Source organism: Sulfitobacter sp. W074 (assembly GCF_025142275.1).
GTDB lineage: Bacteria > Pseudomonadota > Alphaproteobacteria > Rhodobacterales > Rhodobacteraceae > Sulfitobacter > Sulfitobacter profundi.
Window position 1 is genome coordinate 2462727 of record NZ_CP081130.1, and the last position, 24952, is coordinate 2487678.

Annotated in this window: 21 protein-coding genes; 9 read left to right on the forward strand and 12 right to left on the reverse strand. The window is 62.7% G+C overall.

Going from position 1 to position 24952, the window contains the following annotated elements; all coding sequences use genetic code 11:
• Positions 1-19: 19 nt before the first annotated feature.
• The 3 genes from K3762_RS12170 to K3762_RS12180 all read left to right on the forward strand — a co-directional run bounded on the left by K3762_RS12170 (position 20) and on the right by K3762_RS12180 (position 4440).
• Positions 20-3460, forward strand: coding sequence for a pyruvate carboxylase (locus K3762_RS12170; protein WP_132444466.1), 3441 nt, complete (start codon positions 20-22; stop codon positions 3458-3460).
• 49 nt (positions 3461-3509) lie between these two features.
• Entirely contained in the window at positions 3510-3884 is a 375-nt protein-coding gene (locus K3762_RS12175) for a VOC family protein (RefSeq protein WP_132444465.1), read from the forward strand.
• Between the two features lie 73 nt (positions 3885-3957).
• A complete protein-coding gene (locus K3762_RS12180) occupies positions 3958-4440 on the forward strand; it encodes a DUF2244 domain-containing protein (RefSeq protein ID WP_067940290.1) in 483 nt (160 codons plus the stop codon).
• 51 nt (positions 4441-4491) lie between these two features.
• Here K3762_RS12180 and K3762_RS12185 read toward each other — a convergent pair whose 3' ends face one another.
• Positions 4492-4950 carry a GatB/YqeY domain-containing protein gene (locus K3762_RS12185; protein ID WP_067622724.1) on the reverse strand — a complete coding sequence of 153 codons (459 nt, stop codon included), beginning with the start codon at positions 4948-4950 and terminating at the stop codon, positions 4492-4494.
• Positions 4951-5144: 194 nt separating this feature from the next.
• Between K3762_RS12185 and carA the strand changes: the two genes are divergently transcribed.
• A complete protein-coding gene (carA, locus tag K3762_RS12190; protein ID WP_132444464.1) occupies positions 5145-6305 on the forward strand; it encodes a glutamine-hydrolyzing carbamoyl-phosphate synthase small subunit in 1161 nt (386 codons plus the stop codon).
• Positions 6306-6398: 93 nt separating this feature from the next.
• The gene (locus K3762_RS12195; RefSeq protein ID WP_132444463.1) at positions 6399-8345 is read left to right on the forward strand and encodes a glycosyltransferase family 2 protein; all 1947 of its coding nucleotides are present in this window, start codon (positions 6399-6401) and stop codon (positions 8343-8345) included.
• On the opposite strand, the gene K3762_RS12200 is transcribed toward K3762_RS12195, so the two are convergent.
• Complete coding sequence (locus tag K3762_RS12200) at positions 8296-8949, reverse strand: GntR family transcriptional regulator (RefSeq protein ID WP_067622715.1); 654 nt, start codon at positions 8947-8949, stop codon at positions 8296-8298. The genes K3762_RS12195 and K3762_RS12200 overlap by 50 nt on opposite strands.
• Before the next feature lie 101 nt (positions 8950-9050).
• On the opposite strand from K3762_RS12200, the gene K3762_RS12205 reads away from it, so the two are divergent.
• Both K3762_RS12205 and K3762_RS12210 read left to right on the forward strand, forming a co-directional pair.
• The gene (locus tag K3762_RS12205; RefSeq protein WP_132444565.1) at positions 9051-9698 is read left to right on the forward strand and encodes a pyrimidine 5'-nucleotidase; all 648 of its coding nucleotides are present in this window, start codon (positions 9051-9053) and stop codon (positions 9696-9698) included.
• Entirely contained in the window at positions 9698-10897 is a 1200-nt protein-coding gene (locus tag K3762_RS12210; protein WP_120351398.1) for a UbiH/UbiF family hydroxylase, read from the forward strand. The genes K3762_RS12205 and K3762_RS12210 overlap by 1 nt, the downstream gene beginning before the upstream one ends.
• A gap of 18 nt (positions 10898-10915) precedes the next feature.
• On the opposite strand, the gene K3762_RS12215 is transcribed toward K3762_RS12210, so the two are convergent.
• From K3762_RS12215 to K3762_RS12225, 3 genes are all read right to left on the reverse strand, one after another.
• Complete coding sequence (locus tag K3762_RS12215; RefSeq protein ID WP_132444462.1) at positions 10916-12040, reverse strand: aminotransferase class V-fold PLP-dependent enzyme; 1125 nt, start codon at positions 12038-12040, stop codon at positions 10916-10918.
• A gap of 62 nt (positions 12041-12102) precedes the next feature.
• Positions 12103-12558: an Lrp/AsnC family transcriptional regulator gene (locus K3762_RS12220; RefSeq protein WP_132444461.1), complete on the reverse strand. Its 456-nt coding sequence runs from the start codon at positions 12556-12558 to the stop codon at positions 12103-12105.
• On the reverse strand, positions 12555-13010 hold the full coding sequence (locus K3762_RS12225) for an Lrp/AsnC family transcriptional regulator (RefSeq protein ID WP_067935636.1): 456 nt from the start codon (positions 13008-13010) through the stop codon (positions 12555-12557). The genes K3762_RS12220 and K3762_RS12225 overlap by 4 nt, the downstream gene beginning before the upstream one ends.
• 134 nt (positions 13011-13144) lie before the next feature.
• Here K3762_RS12225 and ilvC point away from each other — a divergent pair, with 134 nt between their 5' ends.
• Both ilvC and K3762_RS12235 read left to right on the forward strand, forming a co-directional pair.
• Positions 13145-14167 carry a ketol-acid reductoisomerase gene (gene ilvC / locus K3762_RS12230; RefSeq protein ID WP_132444460.1) on the forward strand — a complete coding sequence of 341 codons (1023 nt, stop codon included), beginning with the start codon at positions 13145-13147 and terminating at the stop codon, positions 14165-14167.
• A 76-nt stretch (positions 14168-14243) separates the two neighbouring features.
• Entirely contained in the window at positions 14244-15164 is a 921-nt protein-coding gene (locus K3762_RS12235; RefSeq protein ID WP_260009564.1) for a DMT family transporter, read from the forward strand.
• Between the two features lie 6 nt (positions 15165-15170).
• Here the strand turns inward: K3762_RS12235 and glmM are convergent, their stop codons facing one another.
• The 7 genes from glmM to K3762_RS12270 all read right to left on the reverse strand — a co-directional run bounded on the left by glmM (position 15171) and on the right by K3762_RS12270 (position 24948).
• Positions 15171-16517: a phosphoglucosamine mutase gene (gene glmM / locus K3762_RS12240; RefSeq protein ID WP_067916323.1), complete on the reverse strand. Its 1347-nt coding sequence runs from the start codon at positions 16515-16517 to the stop codon at positions 15171-15173.
• Positions 16514-17527 (reverse strand): dihydropteroate synthase, encoded by a 1014-nt coding sequence (gene folP, locus K3762_RS12245; protein WP_132444458.1) that lies wholly within the window; start codon positions 17525-17527, stop codon positions 16514-16516. The genes glmM and folP overlap by 4 nt, the downstream gene beginning before the upstream one ends.
• On the reverse strand, positions 17527-18456 hold the full coding sequence (locus K3762_RS12250; RefSeq protein ID WP_132444457.1) for a dihydroneopterin aldolase: 930 nt from the start codon (positions 18454-18456) through the stop codon (positions 17527-17529). The genes folP and K3762_RS12250 overlap by 1 nt, the downstream gene beginning before the upstream one ends.
• A 113-nt stretch (positions 18457-18569) precedes the next feature.
• On the reverse strand, positions 18570-19214 hold the full coding sequence (locus K3762_RS12255; RefSeq protein WP_205570860.1) for a cell wall hydrolase: 645 nt from the start codon (positions 19212-19214) through the stop codon (positions 18570-18572).
• Between the two features lie 126 nt (positions 19215-19340).
• Entirely contained in the window at positions 19341-21878 is a 2538-nt protein-coding gene (locus K3762_RS12260) for a pyruvate, phosphate dikinase (protein ID WP_260009568.1), read from the reverse strand.
• Between the two features lie 74 nt (positions 21879-21952).
• Positions 21953-24040 (reverse strand): glycine--tRNA ligase subunit beta, encoded by a 2088-nt coding sequence (glyS, locus tag K3762_RS12265; RefSeq protein ID WP_260009570.1) that lies wholly within the window; start codon positions 24038-24040, stop codon positions 21953-21955.
• A 92-nt stretch (positions 24041-24132) separates the two neighbouring features.
• Positions 24133-24948 (reverse strand): DUF1206 domain-containing protein, encoded by an 816-nt coding sequence (locus K3762_RS12270; protein ID WP_240791583.1) that lies wholly within the window; start codon positions 24946-24948, stop codon positions 24133-24135.
• Positions 24949-24952 lie beyond the last annotated feature (4 nt).

Consider the following 24952-nt stretch of genomic DNA (forward strand, 5'->3'; position numbering starts at 1 on the left):
CAGCAGGGGAGACCAACGAGTGACCGATTTCAAAAAGATCCTGATCGCCAACCGCGGAGAGATTGCGATCCGCATCATGCGCGCCGCCAATGAGATGGGCAAGAAAACGGTCGCGGTTTACGCCGAAGAAGACAAGCTGGGCCTGCATCGCTTCAAAGCGGATGAGGCCTACCGCATTGGCGAGGGCCTCGGCCCCGTCGCCGCCTACCTTAGCATCGACGAGATGATCCGCGTGGCCAAGGCCGCCGGCGCTGACGCGATCCACCCCGGCTACGGTCTGCTTTCAGAGAACCCCGAGTTCGTCGATGCCTGCGAGCAGAACGGCATCACCTTCATCGGCCCCCGCGCCGAAACCATGCGCGCTTTGGGCGACAAAGCCTCTGCCCGCCGCGTTGCCATGGAAGCCGGCGTGCCGGTCATTCCTGCGACCGAAGTGCTGGGTGACGACATGGACGCAATCCGCGCCGAGGCGAAGGAAGTCGGCTATCCGCTGATGCTCAAAGCCTCATGGGGCGGCGGTGGTCGTGGCATGCGCCCGATCATGTCGGAAAAGGAACTCGAGGAAAAAGTCCGCGAAGGCCGTCGCGAGGCCGAAGCCGCCTTTGGCAATGGCGAGGGCTATCTGGAGAAGATGATCCTGCGCGCGCGCCATGTCGAAGTGCAAATTCTCGGTGACAAACAGGGGGATATCTACCACCTCTATGAGCGCGACTGCTCTGTCCAGCGCCGCAACCAAAAGGTCGTTGAGCGCGCCCCCGCGCCATACCTTTCCGAGGACCAACGCGCCGAGATCTGCGAGCTTGGCCGCAAAATCTGTGCCCATGTGAACTATGAATGCGCCGGCACTGTCGAATTCCTGATGGATATGGACGACGGTAAATTCTACTTCATCGAAGTGAACCCGCGCGTGCAGGTCGAACATACCGTCACCGAAGAGGTCACCGGCATCGACATCGTCCGCGCGCAAATCCTCATCGCCGAGGGCAAACCACTGGCCGAAGCCACCGGCAAGGCGCGTCAGGAAGACATCTCTCTCACCGGTCACGCGCTGCAGACCCGCGTCACGACTGAGGACCCGCAGAACAACTTCATCCCCGACTATGGCCGCATCACCGCCTACCGTTCGGCCACCGGCATGGGCATCCGTCTGGATGGCGGCACCGCCTATGCGGGCGGGGTGATCACGCGCTACTACGACAGTCTGCTGACCAAGGTCACGGCCAAGGCGCCCACGCCAGAGATGGCGATTGCGCGGATGGACCGCGCCTTGCGCGAATTCCGCGTGCGCGGCGTGTCGACCAACATCGCCTTCGTCGAAAACCTGCTGAAGCACCCGACGTTTTTGAACAACGAATACACCACCAAGTTCATCGACGAGACGCCGGAGCTTTTCAACTTCAAGCAGCGCCGCGACCGCGCCACCAAGGTGCTGACCTATATCGCCGACATCACCGTCAACGGCCATCCCGAGACCAAGGGCCACGCCCTGCCTGCTGCCCATGTTCGCGATCCCAAACCGCCCGTGTTGCATGGCGAGCCGCAGATGGGCACGCGCAACCTGTTGGAGCAAAAGGGCCCACAGGCCGTGGCCGATTGGATGGGGCAACAACGTCAGTTGCTGATCACCGATACCACCATGCGCGACGCGCATCAGTCGCTTCTGGCGACCCGGATGCGCAGCCTCGACATGATCAAGGTGGCCCCCGCCTATGCCGCCAATCTGCCGCAGCTTTTCTCTGTCGAATGCTGGGGCGGCGCGACCTTTGATGTGGCCTACCGCTTTTTGCAGGAATGCCCGTGGCAGCGCCTGCGGGATCTGCGCGCGGCCCTGCCCAATGTGATGACCCAAATGCTGCTGCGCGCCTCCAACGGCGTGGGCTATACCAACTACCCCGACAACGTTGTGCAGAAATTCGTCGCGACAGCGGCGAATACCGGCGTCGATGTCTTCCGCGTTTTCGACAGTCTGAACTGGGTTGAGAACATGCGCGTGGCGATGGATGCGGTGGTCTCCTCCGGCAAGGTCTGCGAAGGCACGATCTGCTACACCGGCGACATCTTCGATCCGGATCGCGCGAAATACGACCTTCAGTATTACGTCAACATGGGCAAGGATTTGAAAGCCGCCGGCGCGCATGTGCTGGGGCTGAAAGACATGGCCGGTCTGCTGAAACCCGCCCAAGCCCGCGCGTTGGTCAAAGCGCTGAAATCCGAGGTTGGTCTGCCGATCCACTTCCACACCCATGACACCGCAGGCAGCGCCACCGCCACGATCCTCGCGGCCTCTGAGGCGGGGGTAGACGCTGTCGATTGCGCGATGGATGCGCTTTCTGGCAACACCTCGCAGGCGACGCTCGGCACCGTGGTTTCGGCTCTTCAACACACAGACCGCGACACCGGAATCGACATGAAGGCCGTGCGCGAAATCTCTGATTACTGGGAAGAAGTCCGCGGTCATTACGCGGCATTCGAAACCGGCATGCAGGCGCCCTCCTCCGAGGTCTATTTGCATGAGATGCCCGGCGGTCAGTTCACCAACCTCAAGGCGCAGGCCGCCTCCATGGGGTTGGAGGACCGCTGGCCCGAGGTGGCGCGGACCTACGCGGATGTGAACCAGATGTTCGGCGATATCGTCAAAGTCACGCCCTCGTCCAAGGTTGTGGGCGACATGGCGTTGATGATGGTTTCCCAAGGGCTGACCCGCGCGCAGGTCGAAGATCCGAACGTCGATGTGTCCTTCCCCGACAGCGTGATCGACATGATGCGCGGCAATCTGGGCCAGCCGCCCAACGGTTTTCCGGCAGGCATCGTCAAGAAAGTGCTGAAAGGTGAGACGCCGAACACCGAACGCCCCGGCAAACATCTGGAGCCCGTCGATCTTGAGGCCCTGCGCAAAGAACTGTCAGAGCAATTGGACGGCATGCAGATCGATGATGAAGACCTCTGCGGCTACCTTATGTATCCTAAGGTTTTCCTCGACTACATGGGCCGCCACCGCGTCTATGGTCCGGTCCGCACCCTGCCCACGCATACGTTCTTCTATGGCATGGAGCCGGGCGCTGAGATCTCGGCCGAGATCGACCCCGGCAAGACGTTGGAGATCCGCCTGCAGGCCGAATCCGAGGCCGGTGAAGATGGCGAAGTGAAGGTCTTCTTTGAGTTGAACGGCCAGCCGCGGGTGATCCGTGTGGCGAACCGTCTGGTCAAGGACGCCACCGTGCAGCGGCCCAAGGCCGAGGCCGGCAACGCCAATCACATCGGTGCGCCGATGCCAGGGGTCGTGGCCTCGGTCGGGGTCAAGGAGGGGCAGCAGGTCAAGGCGGGCGACCTGATTTTGACCATCGAGGCGATGAAGATGGAAACGGGCCTGCATGCAGAGCGTGATGCGGTGGTAAAGGCCGTGCATGTTCAAGCAGGCGGCCAGATCGACGCCAAGGACCTGCTTGTCGAACTAGAGTAAACCACCTGCGGGCGCGGCCTTCTCCGCGCCCGCCACCTGGAGCGAAACGATGCATCTTTCTGCGATAACCTTGATCGTTCCTGACTATGACGCGGGAATCGATTTTTACTGTAGCGTCATGGGGTTCGACCTGACCGAAGACGTTGATCAGGGCCGCAAACGCTGGGTTCGGGTCACCCCGCCCGGCGCGCAGACGGGGTTCATTCTGGCCCGAGCCGATGACGACCAGCAAAAGGCCGCGATTGGCAAACAGGGCGCGGGGCGCGTTTGGCTGTTCTTGAAAGTAGATGATTTCACGGCGGAATTCGACCGTCTGACCGCTGCTGGCGTCATATTTGAAGAATTACCGCGGCACGAGCCCTATGGCAAAGTTGCCGTCTTCCGCGATCCTTTCGGCAACCGCTGGGATCTGCTGGGCGACTGACCGCGTCCCCGCGCCGCATTGCCATCGCCCGCCGCGCCGCTATCTTGGCGGTTGAGTGAGCCTGAGCGATCCCATGCCCTACGAATGGACAACCCCGCCCCGCGCAAATCCGCAGCAGATGCGCCTTTGGCCGCATCAATCCCTGCCCGCGCGCGGCTTTGCGGCTTTCATGCTGGCGACTTTCACGCTGGCGATGATCCCGCTTTTCGCCATGCTCGGCACCGCCCTGCTCTGGGGCCTGCTGCCCTTCGTACTCTTGGCCTTGGGCGCGGTTTACTGGGCCTTGCAGCACAATCACCGCGCCCGGCAAATCGAAGAGGTACTGACCCTCGACGAGACCACGGCGCGGCTGGTGCATACCACCGCCAAGGGCGAGGTGAAGGATTGGAACTGCAACCGTTATTGGACCCGGGTGAAGAAATACGACGATGACGGCCCGGTGCCACATTACGTCACCCTGCGCGGCGAGGGCCGCGAGGTAGAGATCGGGGCCTTTCTCAGCGAAGAGGAGCGCATCGCGCTGTACGATGATCTGTCACGTCACCTGCACACCTAAAAAGGGCCGGACCCGACGGCCCAGCCCTTCATCTCAAACCCTGACCGCGGCTCAGCTCAGGCGGTCTTTGATGACCGGCCCCACCGCGCCAAAATCCATCTGGCCAGTATAGCGCTCTTTCAGCAGCCCCATGACCTTGCCCATGTCGCGGATTGAGGTCGCGCCGACATCGGCCACGGCCTTATCCACGGCGGCAGAGGTTTCGGTGACGCTGAGCTGCCGTGGCAGGAACTCTTCGATCACCTCGACTTCTTCGCGCTCCCGCTCCGCAAGGTCCAGACGCCCGCCCTCTTCATAGGCGCGCGCCGATTCCTGACGCTGCTTGGCCATCTTGCTGAGAATGCCCAGCACCTCGGCATCCGACACGCCCTCATCCGTGCCGTTGGCCCGGGCGGCGATGTCCTTATCCTTGATTGCGGCATTGATAAGCCGCAGCGTCGAAAGCCGGTCCGCCGCCTTGTCTTTCATGGCCTGTTTCAAAGCATCCGAGATGCGCATCCGCAATGACATGGTGGTTTCCTGTGTTTCGCTAAATCCAAGTGTCGCAGCTTACCTGCTCTCTTCGCGCGGAGCAATGGGGGGACGCGTTAGGTAAGTCCCTGATATAAAACGATATCTCATTTATCTCCGGCTATTGACCCCGCGCCCGCGCGGGATTAAGTTGCCACCCGTTTACCCGCCCATTTCTGCCCGGAGACTGCCCCATGTCCGCGCCCGCTCGCCCACGCCCAACCGCCTGCCTTGCCCTCGCGGATGGATCGATTTTCTACGGCATGGGGTTTGGCGCCACTGGCCAGACCGTGGCGGAGTTGTGCTTCAACACCGCGATGACCGGCTACCAAGAGATCATGACCGACCCCTCCTATGCGGGCCAGATCGTGACCTTTACCTTCCCGCATATCGGCAATGTCGGCACCAACCCCGAAGATGACGAGACCGGCGATCCGGTCGCCGCCGGGATGGTCGTAAAATGGATGCCCACCACGCCCAGCAGCTGGCGCAACATCCAGCCGCTGTCGGATTGGCTAGCCGCGCGCGGTCGCATCGCCATCGGTGGTATCGACACCCGCCGCCTGACCCGCGCGATCCGCCAGCAGGGCGCGCCGCACGCCGCCCTCGCCCATGACCCGGACGGCAACTTTGACATCGAAGCGCTGGTCGCCACCGCCCGCAGTTTTGCCGGTCTCGAAGGCATGGATCTGGCCAAGGACGTCACCTGCGCCCAGACTTACCGTTGGAACGAGATGCGGTGGGCATGGCCCGACGGCTACGCGCCCCAGACCGAGGCCAAACACAAGGTCGTGGCCGTGGACTATGGCGCGAAACGCAACATCCTGCGCTGCCTCGCCTCTGCGGGCTGCGACGTGACCGTGTTGCCCGCCACTGCGACCTATGACGATATCATGGCGCATAAACCGGACGGCGTGTTCCTCTCGAACGGTCCGGGCGATCCGGCAGCGACCGGCGCCTATGCCGTGCCGATGATCCGCGACGTGCTGGATAAAACCGATCTGCCCGTCTTTGGCATCTGCCTTGGCCACCAGATGCTAGCGTTGGCGCTTGGTGCGACCACGGTCAAGATGAGCCACGGCCACCACGGGGCGAACCACCCGGTCAAAGACTATGACACCGGCAAGGTCGAGATCACCTCGATGAACCACGGTTTCGCGGTCGATGGCCAATCCCTGCCCGAAGGCGTGCGCGAGACGCATGTGTCGCTCTTTGACGGGTCGAACTGCGGCATCCGCGTCGATGGCCGCCCGGTCTGGTCGGTGCAGCACCATCCTGAAGCCAGCCCCGGCCCGCAGGACAGCTACTACCTATTTGAGCGTTTCAGCGAAGCCATGGCCGCGCGTAACGCCTAAAATTTGCCACATGCATTGATTGCATAGGCGGCTGTTAATTCTCAATTAACGGTCGCCTGCCAGTCTCATTCCGGAACCTCGACGGGGCACGGAATGAGCAACCTTCGCCTTAAACTCTCAGCGCCGCGTATGGCCGCCGCGCCCGCCCGCCGGATGCGGTTGGGTCAGCATCTGATTGCGGCGGGGGTCATCGGGCCAAGAGATCTTCTCCACGGGCTCGACCTACAACGCCGGATCGACGCCCCCTTGGGCGAGGTCCTTGCGACCGAAGGGCTGGTCGCGCCTGATGACATCGTCAGGGCGCTCGCCCGGCAGTACGGTGCGCAGCCTGTCGATCTTACGCGCAGCCCCTCCGATCCGCGCCTCTCTGCTCGGATACCCGCGCGCCTCTGTCTGAAATTTGGCGCGGTGCCTTGGCTTGAACTGGGGGACCGGCTTTTCGTGGCCAGCAGCCGTCCCGCCGAATTTTCCCAGCTTTGCAGTGCCTTGGGCGAAAGGGGGGAGTCCTTGGTGCTGGTCATCGCCGACCCCCAGCAGGTGCAGACTCAGATCGGCCGTCTTTACGCGACAGAGCTCGCGCATCATGCCGTCACCCGTGTGGCGGACGCCGAAAGCTGTCGAAACTGGGCGGTGCGCAACCGAAAACGGCGGTTTGCGTTGCAGGGCATTCTGCTGTCCCTCGTTGCCCTGCTGGTATTCTTTCCCTCGGCAGTCCTCGCCGTGGCGCTTCTCTGGGGGGCCTTTACGCTGCTTTTGACCAGTGGCCTCAAGGCGGCGGCGCTATGGGCGTGTCTCATCCGGACCGCCCCACCGCGGGCACCGCCGGAGGCCAGTGATATGAAGGGCTTCCGCCTGCCCCGCGTCTCGGTCCTCGTGCCGTTGCTGCATGAGGAAGAGATCGCGCAGGCGCTTATCGCGCGGCTGTCTTGGCTGACCTACCCCAAATCACTGCTGGAGGTGGTCTTGGTCCTCGAAGCAAGCGACAGCCTCACCCGAAAGACCATCGCCCGCACGCCTTTACCGCCGTGGATCAGCGTGATCGAAGTACCCGACGCCGGGGCGCTCAAGACCAAGCCCCGCGCGCTGAACTACGCGCTCGACTTCTGCCGGGGCAGTATCATCGGCGTGTGGGACGCCGAGGATGCGCCAGAGCCGGACCAAATCGAACAGATCGTAACCCGCTTTCAAAACGCGCCTGAGAATGTCGCCTGTTTGCAGGGGATTCTGGATTTTTACAACAGCCGCAGCAATTGGATGGCCCGCTGTTTCGCCATCGAATATGCGACGTGGTGGCGGGTGATCCTACCCGGTGTGGCCCGACTGGGGCTGGTTGTCCCTTTGGGTGGGACAACCCTGTTTTTTCGGCGCGATATCCTTGAACGGCTCGGCGCTTGGGACGCTCATAACGTGACAGAGGATGCCGATCTGGGTCTTCGACTGGCGCGGCGCGGTTATGTGACCGAACTAATACCCACCACCACTTTTGAGGAGGCCAACTGCCGCCCTTGGCCTTGGGTGCGGCAACGATCGCGGTGGCTGAAGGGCTATCTTATCACATGGGCCGTCCATATGCAGAGGCCGCGCGCACTGCTGCAAGACCTCGGGCTGCGGCGGTTCATCGGCGTGCAGGCGATCTTTCTCGCGACGGTCTCGCAATTCGCCCTCGCCCCGCTGCTCTGGTCGCTCTGGCTAAGCGTCTTTGGGCTGTACCACCCGGTCACTGATTGGCTTGCCCCACCGCTCATGACGGCGATTTTTGCGCTGTTCATCCTGTCCGAACTGCTGAACCTCTGCGCCTCTGTAATCGCGGTCTCAAACCGCGGGCAGCGCCACCTGCTGCCTTGGGTTATTACATTCCCGCTCTATTTTGCCCTGGGGGCCGTAGCCGCTGCCAAGGCACTTTATGAGCTCTATCGCAGCCCCCACTTTTGGGACAAAACCGCCCATGGGCATACATTGCCCCACTACGTAAGGCCGCAGAAGAAGACGCCTAAAAATCTTCCTCGCGCCGGGCCGCTTCCTGCTTCAATCGGGTCATGAAGGCAACAGAAATATGCGTGCGCAGCGCCTCATCCGCGCCATCCTCATCGCGCGCTTCGATCATTTCCACGATGCGGTTATGTTCGGCCTGCGCGATCTCCCCACGCCCCTCCACCGCAAGCGAAGAGGTCGCCATCAAGGCCATGGAGCGGTGCACAAGGTCAAGCTGTTGCACCAGATAGCGGTTGTGCGACGCCAGATGGATCTGCTTGTGAAACCGCTTATTCGCCCGCGCCAGCGCATTGGGATTGCCCGCCAGCGCGTTGTCGGCATCCACCATCTCGCGCAGCACGCGCACTTCCTCAGCCGTGGCATGGCGCGCGGCCAGACGCGCGGCCAGCCCTTCCAACTCCCCCCGCACGACGTAAAGCTCGGCCATCTGGTTGTGATCCAGCGAGGCCACGATCAGGCTGCGCCCGTCGCGCATCAAAAGCGATTGGGTCTCAAGCCGTTGTAAAGCTTCACGGATCGGGGTGCGCGACACGCCGAAACGCTCGGCCAACTCGCTTTCTACCAGCCGGTCACCGGGGCGATAGGTGCCGATGTCGATGGCCTCTAGAATCATCGAATAAGCGTCGGTCGGGCCGGTTTTGGCGTCGGGCATGAGCTATCTGTCCTTGAAAGTTGCGCCACCTTACTCACCGCGACCATATGCGCAACCCGGGAGGGCTTGCGCGGCTGCCCATCTCGGCCTACCTCTGCGCCATGCCGCGCGATGCTTTCTCTCATGTCACCACTTGGGTCTTCGACCTTGATCAGACGCTCTACCCCCCCGAGGCGCGGCTTTTCGATTTGATCGAAGCGCGTATGGTCGATTGGGTGATGCGCGCCATCAATGTCGACCGGGCCGAGGCCAACCACCTGCGCCAGCACTATTGGCAGACCTATGGCACCACGCTGGCGGGGCTGATGCGCGAACATGGCGTCGATCCCGGCCCCTACCTCACGGATGTGCATGACATCCCGATGGACCGGCTGACCCCCGACCCATTACTCGCCCAAGCGATCCGCGTTCTGCCGGGGCGCCGCATCGTCTACACCAATGGCTGCGCGCCCTACGCCGAACGGGTGCTTGAGGCACGCGGCCTTTCGGGGCTATTCGATGCGGTCTACGGCGTCGAACACGCTGATTTCCTGCCCAAACCCGAAGCCGCCGCCTACGATAAAGTCTTTGCCATCGACGGTTTCCAAACCGCAGCCGCCGCGATGTTTGAGGATGATCCACGCAACCTTGCCGCCCCCCATGCCTTGGGGATGCGCACGGTGCATGTGGCGCCCACACGTGGCGAAGGCGATCACATCCACTACCATACGCAAGACCTCTGCGATTTTCTGACACGGGTGGCGGGCTGATGACCTTTGATTGCGATATTCTGATTTCCGGTGGCGGCATCGCCGGACTGACCGCCGCCGCCGCTTTTGGCGCGGCGGGTTTCGACGTGATCTGCGTCGATCCCACACCGCCCGTCACCGACGGCGCAGCCGAGGGCGCCGACATGCGCTCCACCGCGCTGCTGCAACCATCCCGTCTGCTCTTGGAAGACGCCGGACTATGGGACCGCCTCGCCCCACATGCCGCCCCTTTGCAGATCATGCGGATCGTCGATGCGGGGGGCGATGACCCGAGCCCCCGCGTCACCCGCGAGTTCGACGCCGCCGATATCTCAGATGCCCCCTTCGGCTGGAACTTCCCAAATTGGCTGCTGCGCCGCGAGATTTTGGCCCGCCTGAACGCGCTGCCCAATGTCGATTTTCGCCCCGGCACCGGCACCACCACGCTCTTCACCCGCAGCTCCGAGGCCCGTGTCGGTCTCAGCGACGGCAGCCGCATCAAAACGCGACTGGTGATCGCCGCCGATGGGCGAAACAGCCCAATGCGCGATGCCGCCGGGATCGAAGTCACCACCCGCCGCTACGGCCAAAAGGCGCTGGCCTTTTGCGTGACACACCCCATCCCGCATGAGAATGTTTCGACCGAAGTACACCGCTCCGGCGGCCCCTTCACCCTCGTCCCCCTGCCCGACCGCGACGGCATGCCCTGCTCCGCCGTGGTTTGGATGGACGACGGTCCCGCGACCCAAGCCCGCGCCACGCTGGATACCGCTGCCTTTGAGGCCGAAGCGACGGCGCGCTCAGCCAATCTTTTCGGGCCGCTGACCCTCGCCAGCCCCCGCGCGCTTTGGCCGATCATCAGCCAAGAGGCCAAGCGCCTCTCCGCCGAACGGGTGGCATTGGTGGCTGAGGCCGCCCATGTGCTGCCCCCCATCGGCGCGCAGGGGCTGAACATGTCGCTAACCGATCTGGCGACGTTGTTGGATCTGGCCCGCAAATCGCCTGAAAAGCTCGGCGATGCCGAGATGCTAGAAGCCTACCACAAGGCCCGCCACACAGACATCAGCCTGCGCGTCCGGGGCATTGACCTGCTGAACCGGGCTAGCCAAGCCAGCAGCCCACTGGCCCGCGATGCGCGGGCGGCAGCGCTTAATGCGCTCTACGCCCTGCCCCAAGTGCGCAAGATGCTGATGCAAATGGGGCTGGGCCTGCGCCGCTAACGCGCGGCGCAGCCTGTCTTACAAAACCTCGTCGAGCACAGCCGTCAACCGTGCCACGGTGGCGTCAACGTCATAAAGCTTATCCAGCCCGAACAGCCCCAGACGGAAGGTGCGGAAATCATCCGGCTCTCCCACCTGCAACGGCACGCCCGCTGCAATCTGCATGCCATGAGCGGCAAAGGCCTTGCCGTTTTGCACATCCGGATCGGCGGTGTAGCCGACCACCACGCCCGGCGCGGCAAACCCGTCAGCAGCAACCGAAGTCACCCCCCGTGCGGCCAGCGCCTGCCGCACCGCTTCCCCCAAACGCCACTGCGCTTCTTTCAACCGGTCGAACCCATAATCGCGGGTCTCTTTCACTGTATCACGGAACAGCCGCAGCGCATCCGTCGGCATGGTCGCATGATAGGCATGCCCCCCCGCCTCATAGGCTTTCATGATGTCGCGCCACTTGCGCAGATCGATGGCGAAACTGTCCGACGTGGTCTCATTCAACCGCGCCTCTGCCCGCGCGGACATCATCACCAGCCCAGCGGAAGGCGACGCGCTCCACCCTTTTTGCGGGGCCGAGATCAACACATCGACCCCAAGCGCCTTCATATCCACCCAGACACAGCCCGAGGCGATGCAATCAAGCACCATCAACGCGCCGACCTCATGCGCCGCCGCAGCCATTTCTTTGATGTAGTCATCCGGCAGGATCATGCCCGAGCTGGTCTCCACATGCGGTGCAAACACGACCTGCGGTTTCCCGTCGCGAATAGCTGCGGTGACCTCTTCAATCGGCGCGGGCGCAAAGGGCGCGGGGCTGGCGTTGCCCTGCATCCGCGCCTTCATCACCTCGGCACTCTTGGTAAGATCGGCGCTCTCAATGATCTGGCTCCAACGGTAGGAAAACCACCCGTTGCGTACCACCAACACGTCTTGGCCGCGCGCGAATTGTCGGGCCACGGCCTCCATCGCATAGGTACCGCCGCCGGGCACCAGCGCCACAGCGTCGGCGTTGTACACTTCGCCCAGCCAGCCCGAGAGGTCGCGCATGACCTGCTGAAATTCCGCTGACATGTGGTTGAGCGAACGGTCGGTAAAGACCACGCTGAATTCATCAAGCCCCGTGGGGTCTACCGTGTCGAGCAATGCCATCGTTCTTCCTCCATCTTTCGATCAAAGGCATATGTCCCGCCGCCACAAAAGGCAATTCACGGCTAAAGCGGCCCCGGCAGGCGCTCTTCGCTCAAAAGCACATTGGCCTCCACCTCCCCCGCGCCGGGCAATGTCATGATCCGCCGCCTCAGCACGCGTTCGAAATCGGGCAGGTCCCGCGCCACGACCCTTAACCGATAGTCGAACAGCCCCAATACATGCTCCACCGTCTGCACCTCGGGAATCGCACTCACCGCCCGCTCAAAATCCTCCAAACTCACCCGGCCCCGCGTGGCCAGCTTGATGCCCAGAAAAACGGTCACACCAAAACCCAAAGCCTCGGCATTCAACCGCAGCCGCCGCCCGGCAATCGCGCCGCCCTCTTCCAACCGCCTGATCCGCCGCCAGGTCGCAGGCTGCGACAGGCCCAACCGCCGTCCCAATGCGCTCGCACTCTGTGTGGCATCCCGCGCCAAAGCGCGCAGCAAGGCGCGGTCAATCTCATCAAGCTCAATCACAGCGGCAGCCCCTCCTGCGTTTTGATCCGCGCCACATGCATCAGCGCCTCGATCTCGGCGATATGCGGTAGCGTGAGGATACGACTGCGATAGATCTGCTGGTAATGCCCCATATCCCGCGCGATGATCGACAGCCGCAGATCGACTCGGCCCAAAAACGTCTGAAGCTCGATCACCTCAGGCACCTGCCGCGCCTCTGCCATAAAGATGTCGAAGGCATTGGCCTGCGTCTTGTCCAGTGTCACCCGCAAAGACACCTCCAACGCATAGCCCAGTGCGGCCCAATCGATCACCACACCGCTGCCCTGCACGATCCCCTGATCCTGCAGCCGGGCAATCCGCCGCGCGGCCTTGCCAGAGGTGATATTGCACCGCTCCGCCAACTCGCCGGGGCTGAGGCTCGGCTCCGCCTGCCAATAGCGCAGAATACGGCGATCCAGATCATCAAGCATTAATTTTCCGTTTTCCAGTGAAACCACGAATAACTATCTTCATTCTTTCACAAATACCTCTGCGATGACAATGGCCACTAGACGCAACATCGCTATGGTGAACCGCAGATAAAGATCAACCAAAGGACAAGATCATGCGCGTTTACTACGACCGCGATTGCGACGTGAACCTCATCAAGGACAAAAAAGTAGCCATCCTCGGCTACGGTTCCCAAGGCCACGCCCACGCGCTGAACCTGCGCGATTCAGGTGCCAAGAACCTCGTCGTCGCCCTGCGCGAAGGCTCCGCTTCTGCCGCCAAAGCCGAGGGCGAAGGCCTTAAAGTCATGGGCATCGCCGAAGCGGCTGCTTGGGCCGACCTGATCATGTTCACCATGCCCGATGAGCTTCAGGCCGAGACCTACAAAAAATACGTGCATGACAACATTCGCGAAGGTGCCGCCATCGCATTCGCCCACGGCCTGAATGTCCACTTCGGCCTGATCGAGCCCAAAGAAGGCATCGACGTGATCATGATGGCGCCCAAAGGTCCGGGCCACACCGTGCGCGGCGAATACACCAAAGGCGGCGGCGTGCCCTGCCTTGTGGCTGTCGACAAAGACGCTTCCGGCAAGGCGCTGGAAATCGGTCTGTCCTATTGCTCTGCCATCGGTGGCGGCCGTTCGGGCATCATTGAGACCAACTTCCGTGAAGAATGCGAAACCGACCTCTTTGGCGAACAGGCCGTGCTCTGCGGTGGTCTGGTCGAACTGATCCGCATGGGCTTTGAGACGCTGGTCGAAGCGGGCTATGCTCCCGAGATGGCCTATTTCGAATGCCTGCACGAAGTGAAGCTGATCGTCGACCTGATCTATGAAGGCGGCATCGCCAACATGAACTACTCGATCTCGAACACGGCGGAATACGGCGAATATGTCTCCGGCCCGCGCATCCTGCCCTACGACGAGACTAAGAAGCGCATGAAAGACGTGCTGACGGACATCCAGAACGGCAAGTTCGTGCGTGACTTCATGCAGGAAAACGCAGTCGGCCAGCCTTCGTTCAAAGCCACACGTCGCATCAACGACGAGCACCGCATCGAACAGGTCGGCGCGAAACTGCGTGAGATGATGCCGTGGATTTCCGCAGGCAAGATGGTGGACAAGGCCAAGAACTGAGCCATCTCCCTCTCAAGATAAGACGACATCGACCCCGGCCTTGCGCCGGGGTCTTTGCCTTTACGCCGGAGCCCCGATGAACACCACACCTCAGATCACCCGCACCAGCTGGCTGCTGATCGCCATTCTGGGCTTTGTCTGGGGCGGCACCTTTCTGGCCATCGAAATTGCGCTGACGGGCATTACGCCCTTTTGGCTCGCCGCCTCTCGGATCGGGTTTGCGTCGGTGGTGATGCTGGCGCTATGGGCCTGGCGCGGTTTCGCGCTATTCGCCGACCGCCCGACGCGGGGCGTGATCGCGACACTGACCACCATCGGCATTATCAGCTCGGCCCTGCCGTTTTCACTTCTGGCATGGGGGCAGCAATATGTGACCTCTGGCTTTGCCGGGGTGACCATGGCCTCGGTCGCGCTGATCGTCCTGCCCTTGGCGCATTTCCTACTGCCGGGAGAGCGTATGACCTCGCGCAAGGTTGGCGGTTTTGTCATTGGCTTTATCGGCGTGGTGGTATTGATCGGCGGGCAGGCATTTGAAAGCACGGGTGCCGCGATGGAGACTGCGGGCCGTATCGCCTGCGTCGGCGCGGCATCGTGCTATGCCATCAGCTCGATCCTCATGCGCCGCTTGCCGTCGGTAGACCCGATCGGCCTGGCCACGATCCTTATGCTGATCGGTGCAGGCATCATGTTGCCTGCCGCTTTTATCAGCGAAGGCCCGCCGCCCCTGCCCGGCCCCAAGATCGTGGCCGTCTTGGCCTTTCTGGGTCTGATTCCCACCGCAGGCGCGGCCTTTTTGCGGGTCTATGTGGTGCGCACCGCCGGGCCGGTCTTTATGTCCTTGGTCAATTACCAAGTGCCGGTCTGGTCGGTCCTCTTGGGGGCGCTGGTCTTGTCAGAGCCGCTGCCGATGTCGCTGCTCTATGCGATGGCGCTGATCCTTGCGGGGGTCGGGCTCAGCCAATACGGCGCGCTGAAACGGCTGTTCCAGCGCGGATAGGACAGCCTAGCCGCCCACCGCCGCATTCACCGCGTCAACCACGCTGTCCACGGCACGTTCCATCAGTGCCGCGTCTTCATGTTCGGCCATCACACGGACCAGCGGCTCGGTGCCCGATTTGCGGATCAACAACCGCCCGCCTTGCGCCAGATCGGCCTCGGCCTGCGCGATTGCGGCTTTGACCTGCGCCTCTTCCAACGGGGTTTGCCCAGCGGAGAACCGGACGTTTTTCAGCAGTTGCGGCACCGGGTCGAATTGGTACAGCAGCTCCGAGGCAGGTTTGCCCGAGCGGACCATCTCAGCCAGAAACTGCATCCCGGCCATAAGTCCGTCGCCCGTGGTCGCGTGGTCGGTCATCACGATATGACCCGACTGCTCCCCGCCGAGGTTGAACCCCCCTTCGCGCATCCGTTCCACCACATAGCGGTCGCCCACGCTCGTGCGCTCCAACCGCAGACCGCGGTCGTCGAGGAAACGCTCCAGCCCAAGGTTGCTCATCACCGTGGCCACAAGCGCCTTGCCCGCAAGCCGCTCTTCTTCGGCCCAACGGGCGGCCATCAGCGCCATGAACTGGTCGCCGTCCCCGATACGGCCATTCTGATCGATCAAGATCACCCGGTCTGCATCGCCATCAAGGCAGATGCCCACATCGGCGCCATTCGCCACCACGGCCTCTGCCGCGGATTGCGGCTGGGTCGAACCACAGCCATCGTTGATGTTGAACCCATTGGGGGCCACGCCCACGGGGATCACCGTCGCACCCAATTCCCACAGCGCCATGGGCGCCACGTGGTAGGCCGCGCCATGGGCGCAATCGATCACCACTTTCAGCCCATCAAGACGCATCTGCCGCGGGAATGAGGATTTGACCCGTTCGATATAGCGATAGCGGCTGTCGTCGATCCGCTTGGCCCGGCCGATCTGATCCGGCTCCGAAGGCGCGACCCCTTCCGCGACCAGCGCTTCGATTTCCTGTTCGACCTGATCGGAGAGTTTGAAGCCATCCGGGCCAAAGAATTTGATACCATTGTCGCTGGCCGGATTGTGACTGGCCGAGATCATGACCCCCAGATCGGCGCGCATCGACCGCGTCAGAAGCCCGACCGCAGGCGTCGGCACCGGCCCCAACAGCAGGACGTTCATCCCCGTGCTGGTGAGGCCCGCCGTCAGCGCGTTTTCAAACATATAACCCGACAGCCGTGTGTCCTTGCCGATGACCACGCGGTGCACGGTGTCTTTCTCACGCCGGAAATAGCGCCCCACGGCAGCACCGATGCGCAGCGCCATTTCGGCGGTCATGGGGTGAATATTGGCGGTGCCGCGCACGCCATCAGTACCAAAGAGTTTTGTCATAGCTGTTTTCCTGTCAGTGCCGCGCGGTAAATTGAAATGGATTGGATGGTTTGCGCCACGTCGTGGACCCGCAAGACTTGGACACCGTGGCTAAGCGCCGCCAGGGCGACCGCGATGGACCCCGGTGCGCGATCTTCCCCAGCCGCGCCGCCCCCTATGGTGCCGATGAAGCGTTTGCGCGATGCGCCCAGCAAGATCGGCACGCCGAGACTGTGGAACAGGCTGAGATTTGCAAGCAGTGTGAGGTTGTGCTCAAGCGTCTTGCCAAAGCCGATGCCCGGATCGGCGATGATGTTGTGCCGCGCGATGCCCTCGGCCTCCAACCCGGTGATCCGCCCGGCCAGATAGTCATAGACGTCGAGCAGGACGTTTTCATACTGCGGGTCACGTTGCATCGTGGCCGGGTCGCCTTGGGCATGCATCACACAAACCGGCAGGTTCCGCGCCGCGCAAAAGGGCGCGAGCGCCGGGTCAAAGGTCAGCCCGGCCACGTCATTGACCAAATCCGCCCCCGCCGCGACCGCGGCTTCGGCCACGGCGGCCTTGCGGGTGTCGATGCTGATCGCCCCGGGTCCAGCAGCGCGCAGCCCTTCGATTACGGGACGAACGCGCGCGATCTCTTCGTCCTCAGGCACCGTTTCGGCCCCCGGACGGGTCGATTCGCCGCCGATATCCAGCATGTCGACCCCCGCCGCCCGCATTGCCGCCCCCGCAGCGACCGCGATCTGCGGATCGGCATGGCGACCGCCATCTGAGAAACTGTCGGGCGTGGCATTGAGAATCCCCATCACGCGGGGGCGGTCGAAAGTCAGCCCTGCGATGGCCGGGCGCGGCGCGGTCAACGCCGCCCGCGCCGTAGGGGGGAGCGCGTCTGCCGTGATCACATGCGGCGCCTGCCCCCGCGCCAATACCTCAACATGGGTAAACCAGCCCCAGCCGCCCGCAAGGGTCAGCGCGCCTTCGGGCCGCGCGGGACCAATCTGAACCAAGGGGCGGTGATAATCTGTCATCAGGCAATCTCCGCACTGTCGACATCGAGCACCCGCACCGGCAGCGCCGCGCCCTCGGGCCGGTCTGCGCCGATCAGCACCAACTCGCTGGCGGCAGAGGTCTCTGCGAACCACGCGGCCAAGGCCGGTGCCGCGCTTGGCGGGGCGGCGGGGCCGTCCACCGCATCGAGCACGATCCGCGCAGGGGCCCAGATGCTGATCTGGCCGTTTTTCATCGCCCAGTCCAACTCTGTCCGGCTGCCAACGACCCCGCAGCGGGGATCGCGCGCCCAGAGCACCCAAGCGTTCTGTTCGATCGCCAACAGGTCGATGTGGCGTTGTGCTTTTTCATCTCCGGCCCGTGGGGCCGCGATGTCAGCGGGGCCAACGCAAAGGATCACGGGCTGGGCGGAGGCTTCCAAGTGGTCGAGCCATCCGGTCAAGCGGTCAGAGGCAATGGCGGCATTTGACAGGTAAATCACGCGCGGCTGCGGTGCCTCTTGGGCGGCGTCCTGCGCTATGGCAGCGCCCTCCCGCGCCCGCACGATCTCAACCCCAAGCGCACCGGGGCCACGGTCAAGCTTTTCGATCCGCACGAAAACCCGCATCGCCTGCGGTTCGATCAAGATACGGTCCGCCACCCGTTCGGCCAGCGTTTCCAAGAGGTTGAGCCGCTCGGCAGCAAGCTCGGCGGCGATGGCCTCGGTCACGCGGTCATAGGACAGGATGCGATCCACATCGTCATCCACCACGCCCGTCAGGGGCGCCACCTCGACCACCACGTTGAAACAGACCCGTTGCGTGACATCCCGCTCGGCCTGAAAGGCGCCGATCTCTACCTCAACGATATGATCGCGCAGGGAAATACGGTCGCGCGGCTCAGGGCCGGCCATCGTCTCTGCCCGCTCAGAAGGGTGGGCAAAGGCAAGTCGAATTTCGTCGTCGGACATCGGCAGCGCCTATCGGATCAGGGTATCGGGCCCCGTCGGGGGCGCTTCGATGCACATTTAGCAGGCCCACCGACGGCAGGCCAGCACCCGAAGGCACATCCGAACCCGAACTCTTAGTTCGAGGCGGTTTTCCACGTGTGGCGGTAGAAGAGATGCTGACCGATCCGCGCAGTCTTGGTATAGACCCGCGCCCAGTTGGGGTTCACGGCGGTGGTGTGGTAGTGGGTCGCGCCATTGGTCAGCTTGGGCGCGGAGCCGTCGATGATCGCACGCGCCACTTTAGAGACACGGGCAAAGGCGCGCGGCTCATTGATGACTTCTTTGTAGCCGTCGCAGGTATAGGTAAACTGGCACTGATACTTGCGCCCCGTCCCCTGATTGATCACGCCGCAAAGCGTGCCGGGAAAGCGGGCCGATTTCACACGGTTCATGATCACTTCGGCCACGGCAAACTGGCCTTTGACCGTCTCACCGCGCGCCTCGAAATAAAGCGCTTCGGCAAGGCACTGCAACTCGGCGTTGCCTTCGGCTTTGGGCTGGCTGTCGACCCAAGCGGTCGAGAATTTCACATCTGTCTCGCTGGCCGACACGGGCTGAGCGACCATCTCCTGAAGCCGCGCCGCACCGGCGGATTTCAGACCTTGAATTTCAATCTGCGCAAGATCGCTCGCGCTTTCGGAGCTTGCTTGAACAGCCAGCGGGCTGCTGCACAGAGCCATGGAAAGAGCAAAAGAGATCGACCGGATAAAACGCATCATGCGCCTCGCATCATTGTTAGGGCTGCGGGGCGGATAGCCAAAAGGTTCCGGGCGGTAAACCCAACCGGGCATTATGTGCAGAAACTTGCCGAATTATGGTATAAGTTGGGCTGGAGCCCGCTGCCCCTACCCGATCTTGTGGGCAATGGCGAGCTGGGCCGCTGCCAAACGTGCAACCGGTACGCGAAACGGCGAACAAGAAACATAATCAAAGCCCGATTCGCGGCAAAAAGCGATGGATTCGGGGTTACCGCCATGCTCCCCACAGATGGAAAGGGTGATTCCGGGCTGGGCTTTGCGCCCCCTTTCCGCCCCAAGCTGCAGCAATTCGCCGACCCCATCGGTGTCGAGCACGTGGAAAGGATCCTCCGGATAGACCCCTTGTTGGACGTAATTCGACATGAAGCGCCCCGCGTCGTCGCGCGAGAGGCCATAGGTCATCTGCGTCAGATCGTTGGTCCCGAAACTGAGAAAGGCACAATGCGGCGCGATATCATCAGCACGCAGACAGGCGCGCGGGGTCTCGACCATCACGCCGAGACGGTAGGTGAAGCTCGCGTCGCGCTCGCTGCGCACGGCGGCGGCCACGGCATCGACGCTGGCTTTGACCAATTCCACTTCGCGCCGGGCGCTGACCAGTGGGATCATGATCTCGGGCACCACCGGCTCGCCATCGCGGCTGGCTTCGATTGTGGCCTCAAAGATCGCGCGGGCCTGCATTTCGTAGATTTCGGGCACCGTCACCCCGAGCCGCACGCCGCGCAGGCCCAGCATCGGGTTATACTCCGTCATCGCCGCCACGCGCCGCGTCACGTCAGACATCTGAAGGCCAAGCGCCTCGGCCAATTCGCGCTGCCCGGCTTTGTCTGAGGGCAAGAATTCATGCAGCGGCGGATCAAACAAGCGGATGCACACTGGCTGCCCCTGCATGATGCGGAACAACTGGGTAAAATCCTCGCGCTGCATGGGCAGCAGACGTTCCAGCACGGCACGGCGGTCTTCGCCGCTTTCGGCAAAGATCATTTCGCGCATCACGGTCAGGCGACCGGGCTCGAAAAACATATGTTCGGTGCGGCACAGCCCGATGCCATGGGCGTTGAAATTGCGCGCGGTCTGCGCATCGGCAGGCGTGTCGGCATTGGCGCGAATGCCAATGTCGGCCACATCCTCGGCCCAGCCCATCAGCCGGGTGAACGTATCATCCAGCGCGGCCTCTTGCATCTTGGCCGCCCCGGCCAAGACCTGCCCGGTTGAGCCATCAACGGTGACCTGATCCCCTTCGACAAAAACCCGCCCATCGGGGGCGATGATCTGCCGCTGGGTCACGATAAAGCGCATGTTCGACGCACCGACAACGCAAGGAAGCCCCATGCCGCGCCCGATCACCGCCGCATGGCTGGTGATGCCGCCGCGTTCGGTCAAAACGGCAGCGGCGGCATGCATGCCGCGAATATCCTCTGGTGACGTCTCGCGCCGGACGAGGATGCAAGGCTCCCCCCGCGCGGCGCTGGCCTGTGCGTCGCTGGCGGAAAAGACGATCCGCCCGGTGGCCGCCCCGGGGCTGGCGGCGATGCCGCGCCCGATCACGTCGCGTTTGGCGCTTGGGTCAACCTGACGGTGAAGCAGTTCCGACAGCGTGCGGGGCTGCACCCGCATGAGCGCTTCTTCGCGGCTGATGATCCCTTCGTCTGCCAGCGCCACGGCGATCCGCACCGCCGCACGGGAGGACCGTGCGACCTTCACACCATCCAGAATATGCAGCTTGCCTTGGTCGATCACGAACTCGACCTGCATCTCGGCCCGGAGCCGTTTGCGCATCAGCGCCGCGTGGTCTTTCAACTCGGCAAAGGCATCGGGCACCAGTTCCTCCAACGACGGCCCACGCGGATCGCGGGTGAGATACATCGCCGCCGCATCGCCTTCGAGCGCATCACGGCCTTGGCTTTGGCTGAGGTAACGCCCGGTGATTTGCGGCAGGCCAGTATCGCTATCGACCAGTTGCAACACGCCCGAACCGCACTGCCCCTGCCCCACACCAAATGCCATCTCTTGCACGATCAGCCCCAGCCCCGCATCCGCAGGCGCGCCTTTGGCCTGCCGGAGCAACCGCGCCGAAGTGCCGTTCCACGCCCGCGCCATTGACCGCAACACGGCAGCCAGTTGCGTTGCCGGGTCTTGGGGAAAACGCTCTTCGGTTTCGGCCTCATAGGCGCGTAGTGATTCCATCAGCGCCGCGCGGCCATCGCCGTTCACATCGTCGAACATATCCGGATCCAGCCGTGCAACATTGACGGCATAGGACTGCACGAACCGCGAATAAAGCGCCGCTGCCGGGCCTTCGCCGATGGTCGTGGCGTAATGTTTAAACAGCGCGTCGTTGATGCCGATGTTCAGCACCGCCCCCGGCCCGCCCCAATCAGGGTCTTGGCTAGAGGGGCGCACACAAAGCAGCGCGCCCTTGGGGAATTGATCGACCACCGCTTGGATATCAGGCAACTGCCCGCGCGCGATCTGTTGCACCGCATTGAAAGAAACCGCCACGGTAGAGGGCACCGGCAACTCAAGCCGCACAAGGCGCTGCAAGCATTTCGCCCGCCCGCCGTGGGTGTCATTGGCAATTGGCGCGGTGGGGGTCACCAGCGTGGTATGGGGATCGTTCTGCACTGCGGCACCTTAATCGTTCCGGTGCAGCATAGGGGTTGAGGCAGAAGGGGCAAGGGATCTTGCCCCCTCGGCGGTCAGCCATCCAGTTTGGTCAAGTCCGCCACGGCGCTACAGATCGCGCGAATACGGCTCAGGAGGTTAAGCCGGTTGCGCCGCACGGTGGGGTTGTCGGCATTGACCTGCACCGCCTCAAAAAAGGCATCAATCGGTCCGCGCAATTCGGCCATCGCCGCCATCGCGGTCGAGAAATCCTGCTCTGCCATCGCCGGGGTGATCTTGGCCTCGGCCTTGTCGAGCGCGGCGAAAAGGTCTTTCTCGGCTTCGGTTTCCGCAAACTTCGGATCGGCGCCAAAGGAGTATTCCACGCCATCGGCCTCTTCGGCTTGGCTGAGGATGTTGTTGGCGCGCTTGAAGCCTTGGATCAGGTTCTCGCCGTCGTCGGTTTTGAGCGTCTCCGACAGGGCGCGGGCGCGTTTGACCAAGCGGGTCAGATCGTCGCTGCCGTCCATGGCGATGCAGGCGTCAATGATGTCGTGGCGGATGCCTTGATCGCGGAGGTAGACTTTGAGGCGGTCGTGGATGAAGGAGAGAATATCACCGGTATCGGCCCGACCTGCATCGCGGTCACCGACGATCTCGGCGCTTTTGTTCAGCACGTCGTTCAGCGTCAACGAGACATCATTCTCAACCAAAATCCGAATAACCCCCAAAGCCGCACGGCGCAGCGCAAAAGGATCCTTGCTCCCGCTCGGCTTCTCATCAATCGCCCAGAACCCCGTCAACTTGTCGATCTTCTCGGCCAAAGCCACAGCAATCGACACCGGCGCTGTCGGCACATCATCGGACGGCCCCAGCGGCGCGTAGTGATCCTTCGCCGCATCCGCCACGGCGTCCGACAGCCCTGCCTTGCGCGCATAATAGCTGCCCATCAAGCCCTGCAACTCGGGGAACTCATAGACCATCTCGGAGCTGAGATCAGCCTTGGCCACCCGCGCGGCCTGCTCGGCCTCATCTGCATCAGCCCCGACCAGCGGAGCAAGCTCACGCGACAAGGTCGCCATGCGGTCGATCAACTCAGCTTGAGTGCCCAGCTTGTTGTGAAAGGTGACGTTTCCGAGCGCCTTCACCCAAGTTTCCATGCCCGCGCCCGAGGTCACGGTGCGCAGGTCATTGTCCCAGAAGAATTTCGCATCCGACAGCCGCGCGCCGAGCACCTTCTCGTTGCCTGCAAGGATCGTCGCGCCATCGTCGGCGGTGGTGCGGTTGGCCACGGTGACAAAGCGTTCAATCTGACCCGACTTTGGATTGCGGACGGAAAAGAACTTTTGATGTTCTTTCATCGATGTCTGCAACACCTCGGGCGGCAGACCTAGGAAATCGTCGCCAATGCGGCCCATCAGCACCACGGGATATTCAACCAGCCCGGCGACCTCGGCCAAAAGCCCTGCGTCTTCGACAACCTCAAGCCCGGCGGCGAAGGCCATGTTGGTGGCGTCATGCCAGATCGTATCGGCCCGCGCGGCGGGGTCGAGCACGACATGGGCGCGGGCGAGTTTGGTCTGGTAGTCTTCGAAGCCCGCGACTTCGATCTGATCGGGCGCAAGGAACCGGTGTCCGCGCGTGGTGTTGCCAGCGGTGATGCCATCGACGGTCAACGGCACAACCTCGGCCCCGGCTTCATCGCTGATGACGCAAAGGATCGAATGAAGCGGGCGGACCCATTTCAAGCTGCCCGTGCCCCACCGCATCGACTTCGGCCATGGGAAATTGCGGATGGTCTGTTCCAGCACCTCGGCCACGATCTCAGCCGCAGGGCGGCCCGGTTTTTCGATCTTGGCAAAGAACACTTTGCCCTTGGGCGTGTCGCGTTCTTCCAATTGATCACGGGTCAACCCAGCACCGCGCAAAAACCCTTCGATGGCTTTCTCAGGCGCGTCGGCTTTCGGGCCTTTGCGCTCTTCCACCTGTCGCGGGCTGGCGGCAAGCATATCGCCAAGCGCCAGCGTCAGACGGCGCGGGGTGGTGAAAACGGCGGCGGAGCCATAAGTCAGACCGGCTTCGACCAGACCGTTGGTCACCAGCTTTTGCAGGTCTTCGCCCGCGCGTTTCTGCATCCGCGCAGGGATTTCTTCGGAGAAAAGTTCAATCAGCAGATCTGGCACGGGCGGCCCCCAATTCTTGCCGCGATGGCGGCGTCTCATCGGGGGCTTGGATAACGAGTGCTAGGCGGAGGGTCTAGCCCCCCGCCCTGCGTTTAATCCAACAAGGTGCGGATATCGGGGTCGGAGAATTTCGGCACCACCCGGTAGCCCGCTTCGACAAAGTTATAGACCGCAAAGCCAATCAGCCCCAGCCCGGCACCGCCCAAAAGGAAACGCCCAAAGGCCATGCCGCGCAGGCTTTGCAGCGCCTCGCCCAGACCGCCCGCCTGTGCGGGGTTCGCGGTCAGCGCCGCATAGCCCAGTGAAAAGGCAACCAGCCCCAGAATGCCGCCATAGATAATCAGGCCAACCTTCACGATAGGGTCGATGCTTTCGGTGAACTGGGTGCGCGCCAGATGGCCCTTATATTTCCCGCTCCAACCTTTGTAGGCATAGTAGATGCCTGCACCCAACAAGATCAGCGCGCCAGCGGCTACGATATAGCGCCCGGCGGGCATCGACATCAGCTTTTGCGTCCAGTCCTGCGCGGAACTGCCGCCGGAATTCTTGCCGCTCATTGCCAAGGCCAGAACGGAAACGCCGATACCGCCGTGGATTAGCCCGGTCGTGACTTGCCCCAACCGCGCGATCAGCCCCTTGGCGTCGGTCCCGTGATCTTCGACATCCTTCACGCCCGCAGCCACGCGCCAGACCAGATAGGCAAGCAACCCGATGCCAATCGCGATGAGTGCCGGAATACCGTATGGCTCATCCCGCAGCGCCGCGAGGGCGTCTTTCGTGCCCGAGGCTTGGGTGCTTTTGACGGCGGCCAATAGGGCCAGCCCCCCGATGATCGTATAGATCACCCCGCGCGCGCCGTAGCCCGCGCGCATCACCCATTTCAGCCCCTCATGTGTTTTTTCCGACATTTTC

Bases quoted from the DNA above. Each gene is read 5' to 3' on its own strand.
- carA (WP_132444464.1), top strand. From the start codon at position 5,145: ATGTCCGCGCCCGCTCGCCCACGCCCAACCGCCTGCCTTGCCCTCGCG.
- glmM (WP_067916323.1), bottom strand. From the start codon at position 16,517: ATGACAAAACTCTTTGGTACTGATGGCGTGCGCGGCACCGCCAATATT.
- K3762_RS12215 (WP_132444462.1), bottom strand. From the start codon at position 12,040: ATGGCATTGCTCGACACGGTAGACCCCACGGGGCTTGATGAATTCAGC.
- K3762_RS12205 (WP_132444565.1), top strand. From the start codon at position 9,051: ATGCCGCGCGATGCTTTCTCTCATGTCACCACTTGGGTCTTCGACCTT.
- K3762_RS12175 (WP_132444465.1), top strand. From the start codon at position 3,510: ATGCATCTTTCTGCGATAACCTTGATCGTTCCTGACTATGACGCGGGA.
- folP (WP_132444458.1), bottom strand. From the start codon at position 17,527: ATGACAGATTATCACCGCCCCTTGGTTCAGATTGGTCCCGCGCGGCCC.
- K3762_RS12185 (WP_067622724.1), bottom strand. From the start codon at position 4,950: ATGTCATTGCGGATGCGCATCTCGGATGCTTTGAAACAGGCCATGAAA.
- K3762_RS12180 (WP_067940290.1), top strand. From the start codon at position 3,958: ATGCCCTACGAATGGACAACCCCGCCCCGCGCAAATCCGCAGCAGATG.
- K3762_RS12270 (WP_240791583.1), bottom strand. From the start codon at position 24,948: ATGTCGGAAAAAACACATGAGGGGCTGAAATGGGTGATGCGCGCGGGC.
- K3762_RS12195 (WP_132444463.1), top strand. From the start codon at position 6,399: ATGAGCAACCTTCGCCTTAAACTCTCAGCGCCGCGTATGGCCGCCGCG.
- K3762_RS12225 (WP_067935636.1), bottom strand. From the start codon at position 13,010: ATGCTTGATGATCTGGATCGCCGTATTCTGCGCTATTGGCAGGCGGAG.
- K3762_RS12210 (WP_120351398.1), top strand. From the start codon at position 9,698: ATGACCTTTGATTGCGATATTCTGATTTCCGGTGGCGGCATCGCCGGA.
- K3762_RS12255 (WP_205570860.1), bottom strand. From the start codon at position 19,214: ATGATGCGTTTTATCCGGTCGATCTCTTTTGCTCTTTCCATGGCTCTG.
- ilvC (WP_132444460.1), top strand. From the start codon at position 13,145: ATGCGCGTTTACTACGACCGCGATTGCGACGTGAACCTCATCAAGGAC.
- K3762_RS12250 (WP_132444457.1), bottom strand. From the start codon at position 18,456: ATGTCCGACGACGAAATTCGACTTGCCTTTGCCCACCCTTCTGAGCGG.
- K3762_RS12200 (WP_067622715.1), bottom strand. From the start codon at position 8,949: ATGCCCGACGCCAAAACCGGCCCGACCGACGCTTATTCGATGATTCTA.
- K3762_RS12235 (WP_260009564.1), top strand. From the start codon at position 14,244: ATGAACACCACACCTCAGATCACCCGCACCAGCTGGCTGCTGATCGCC.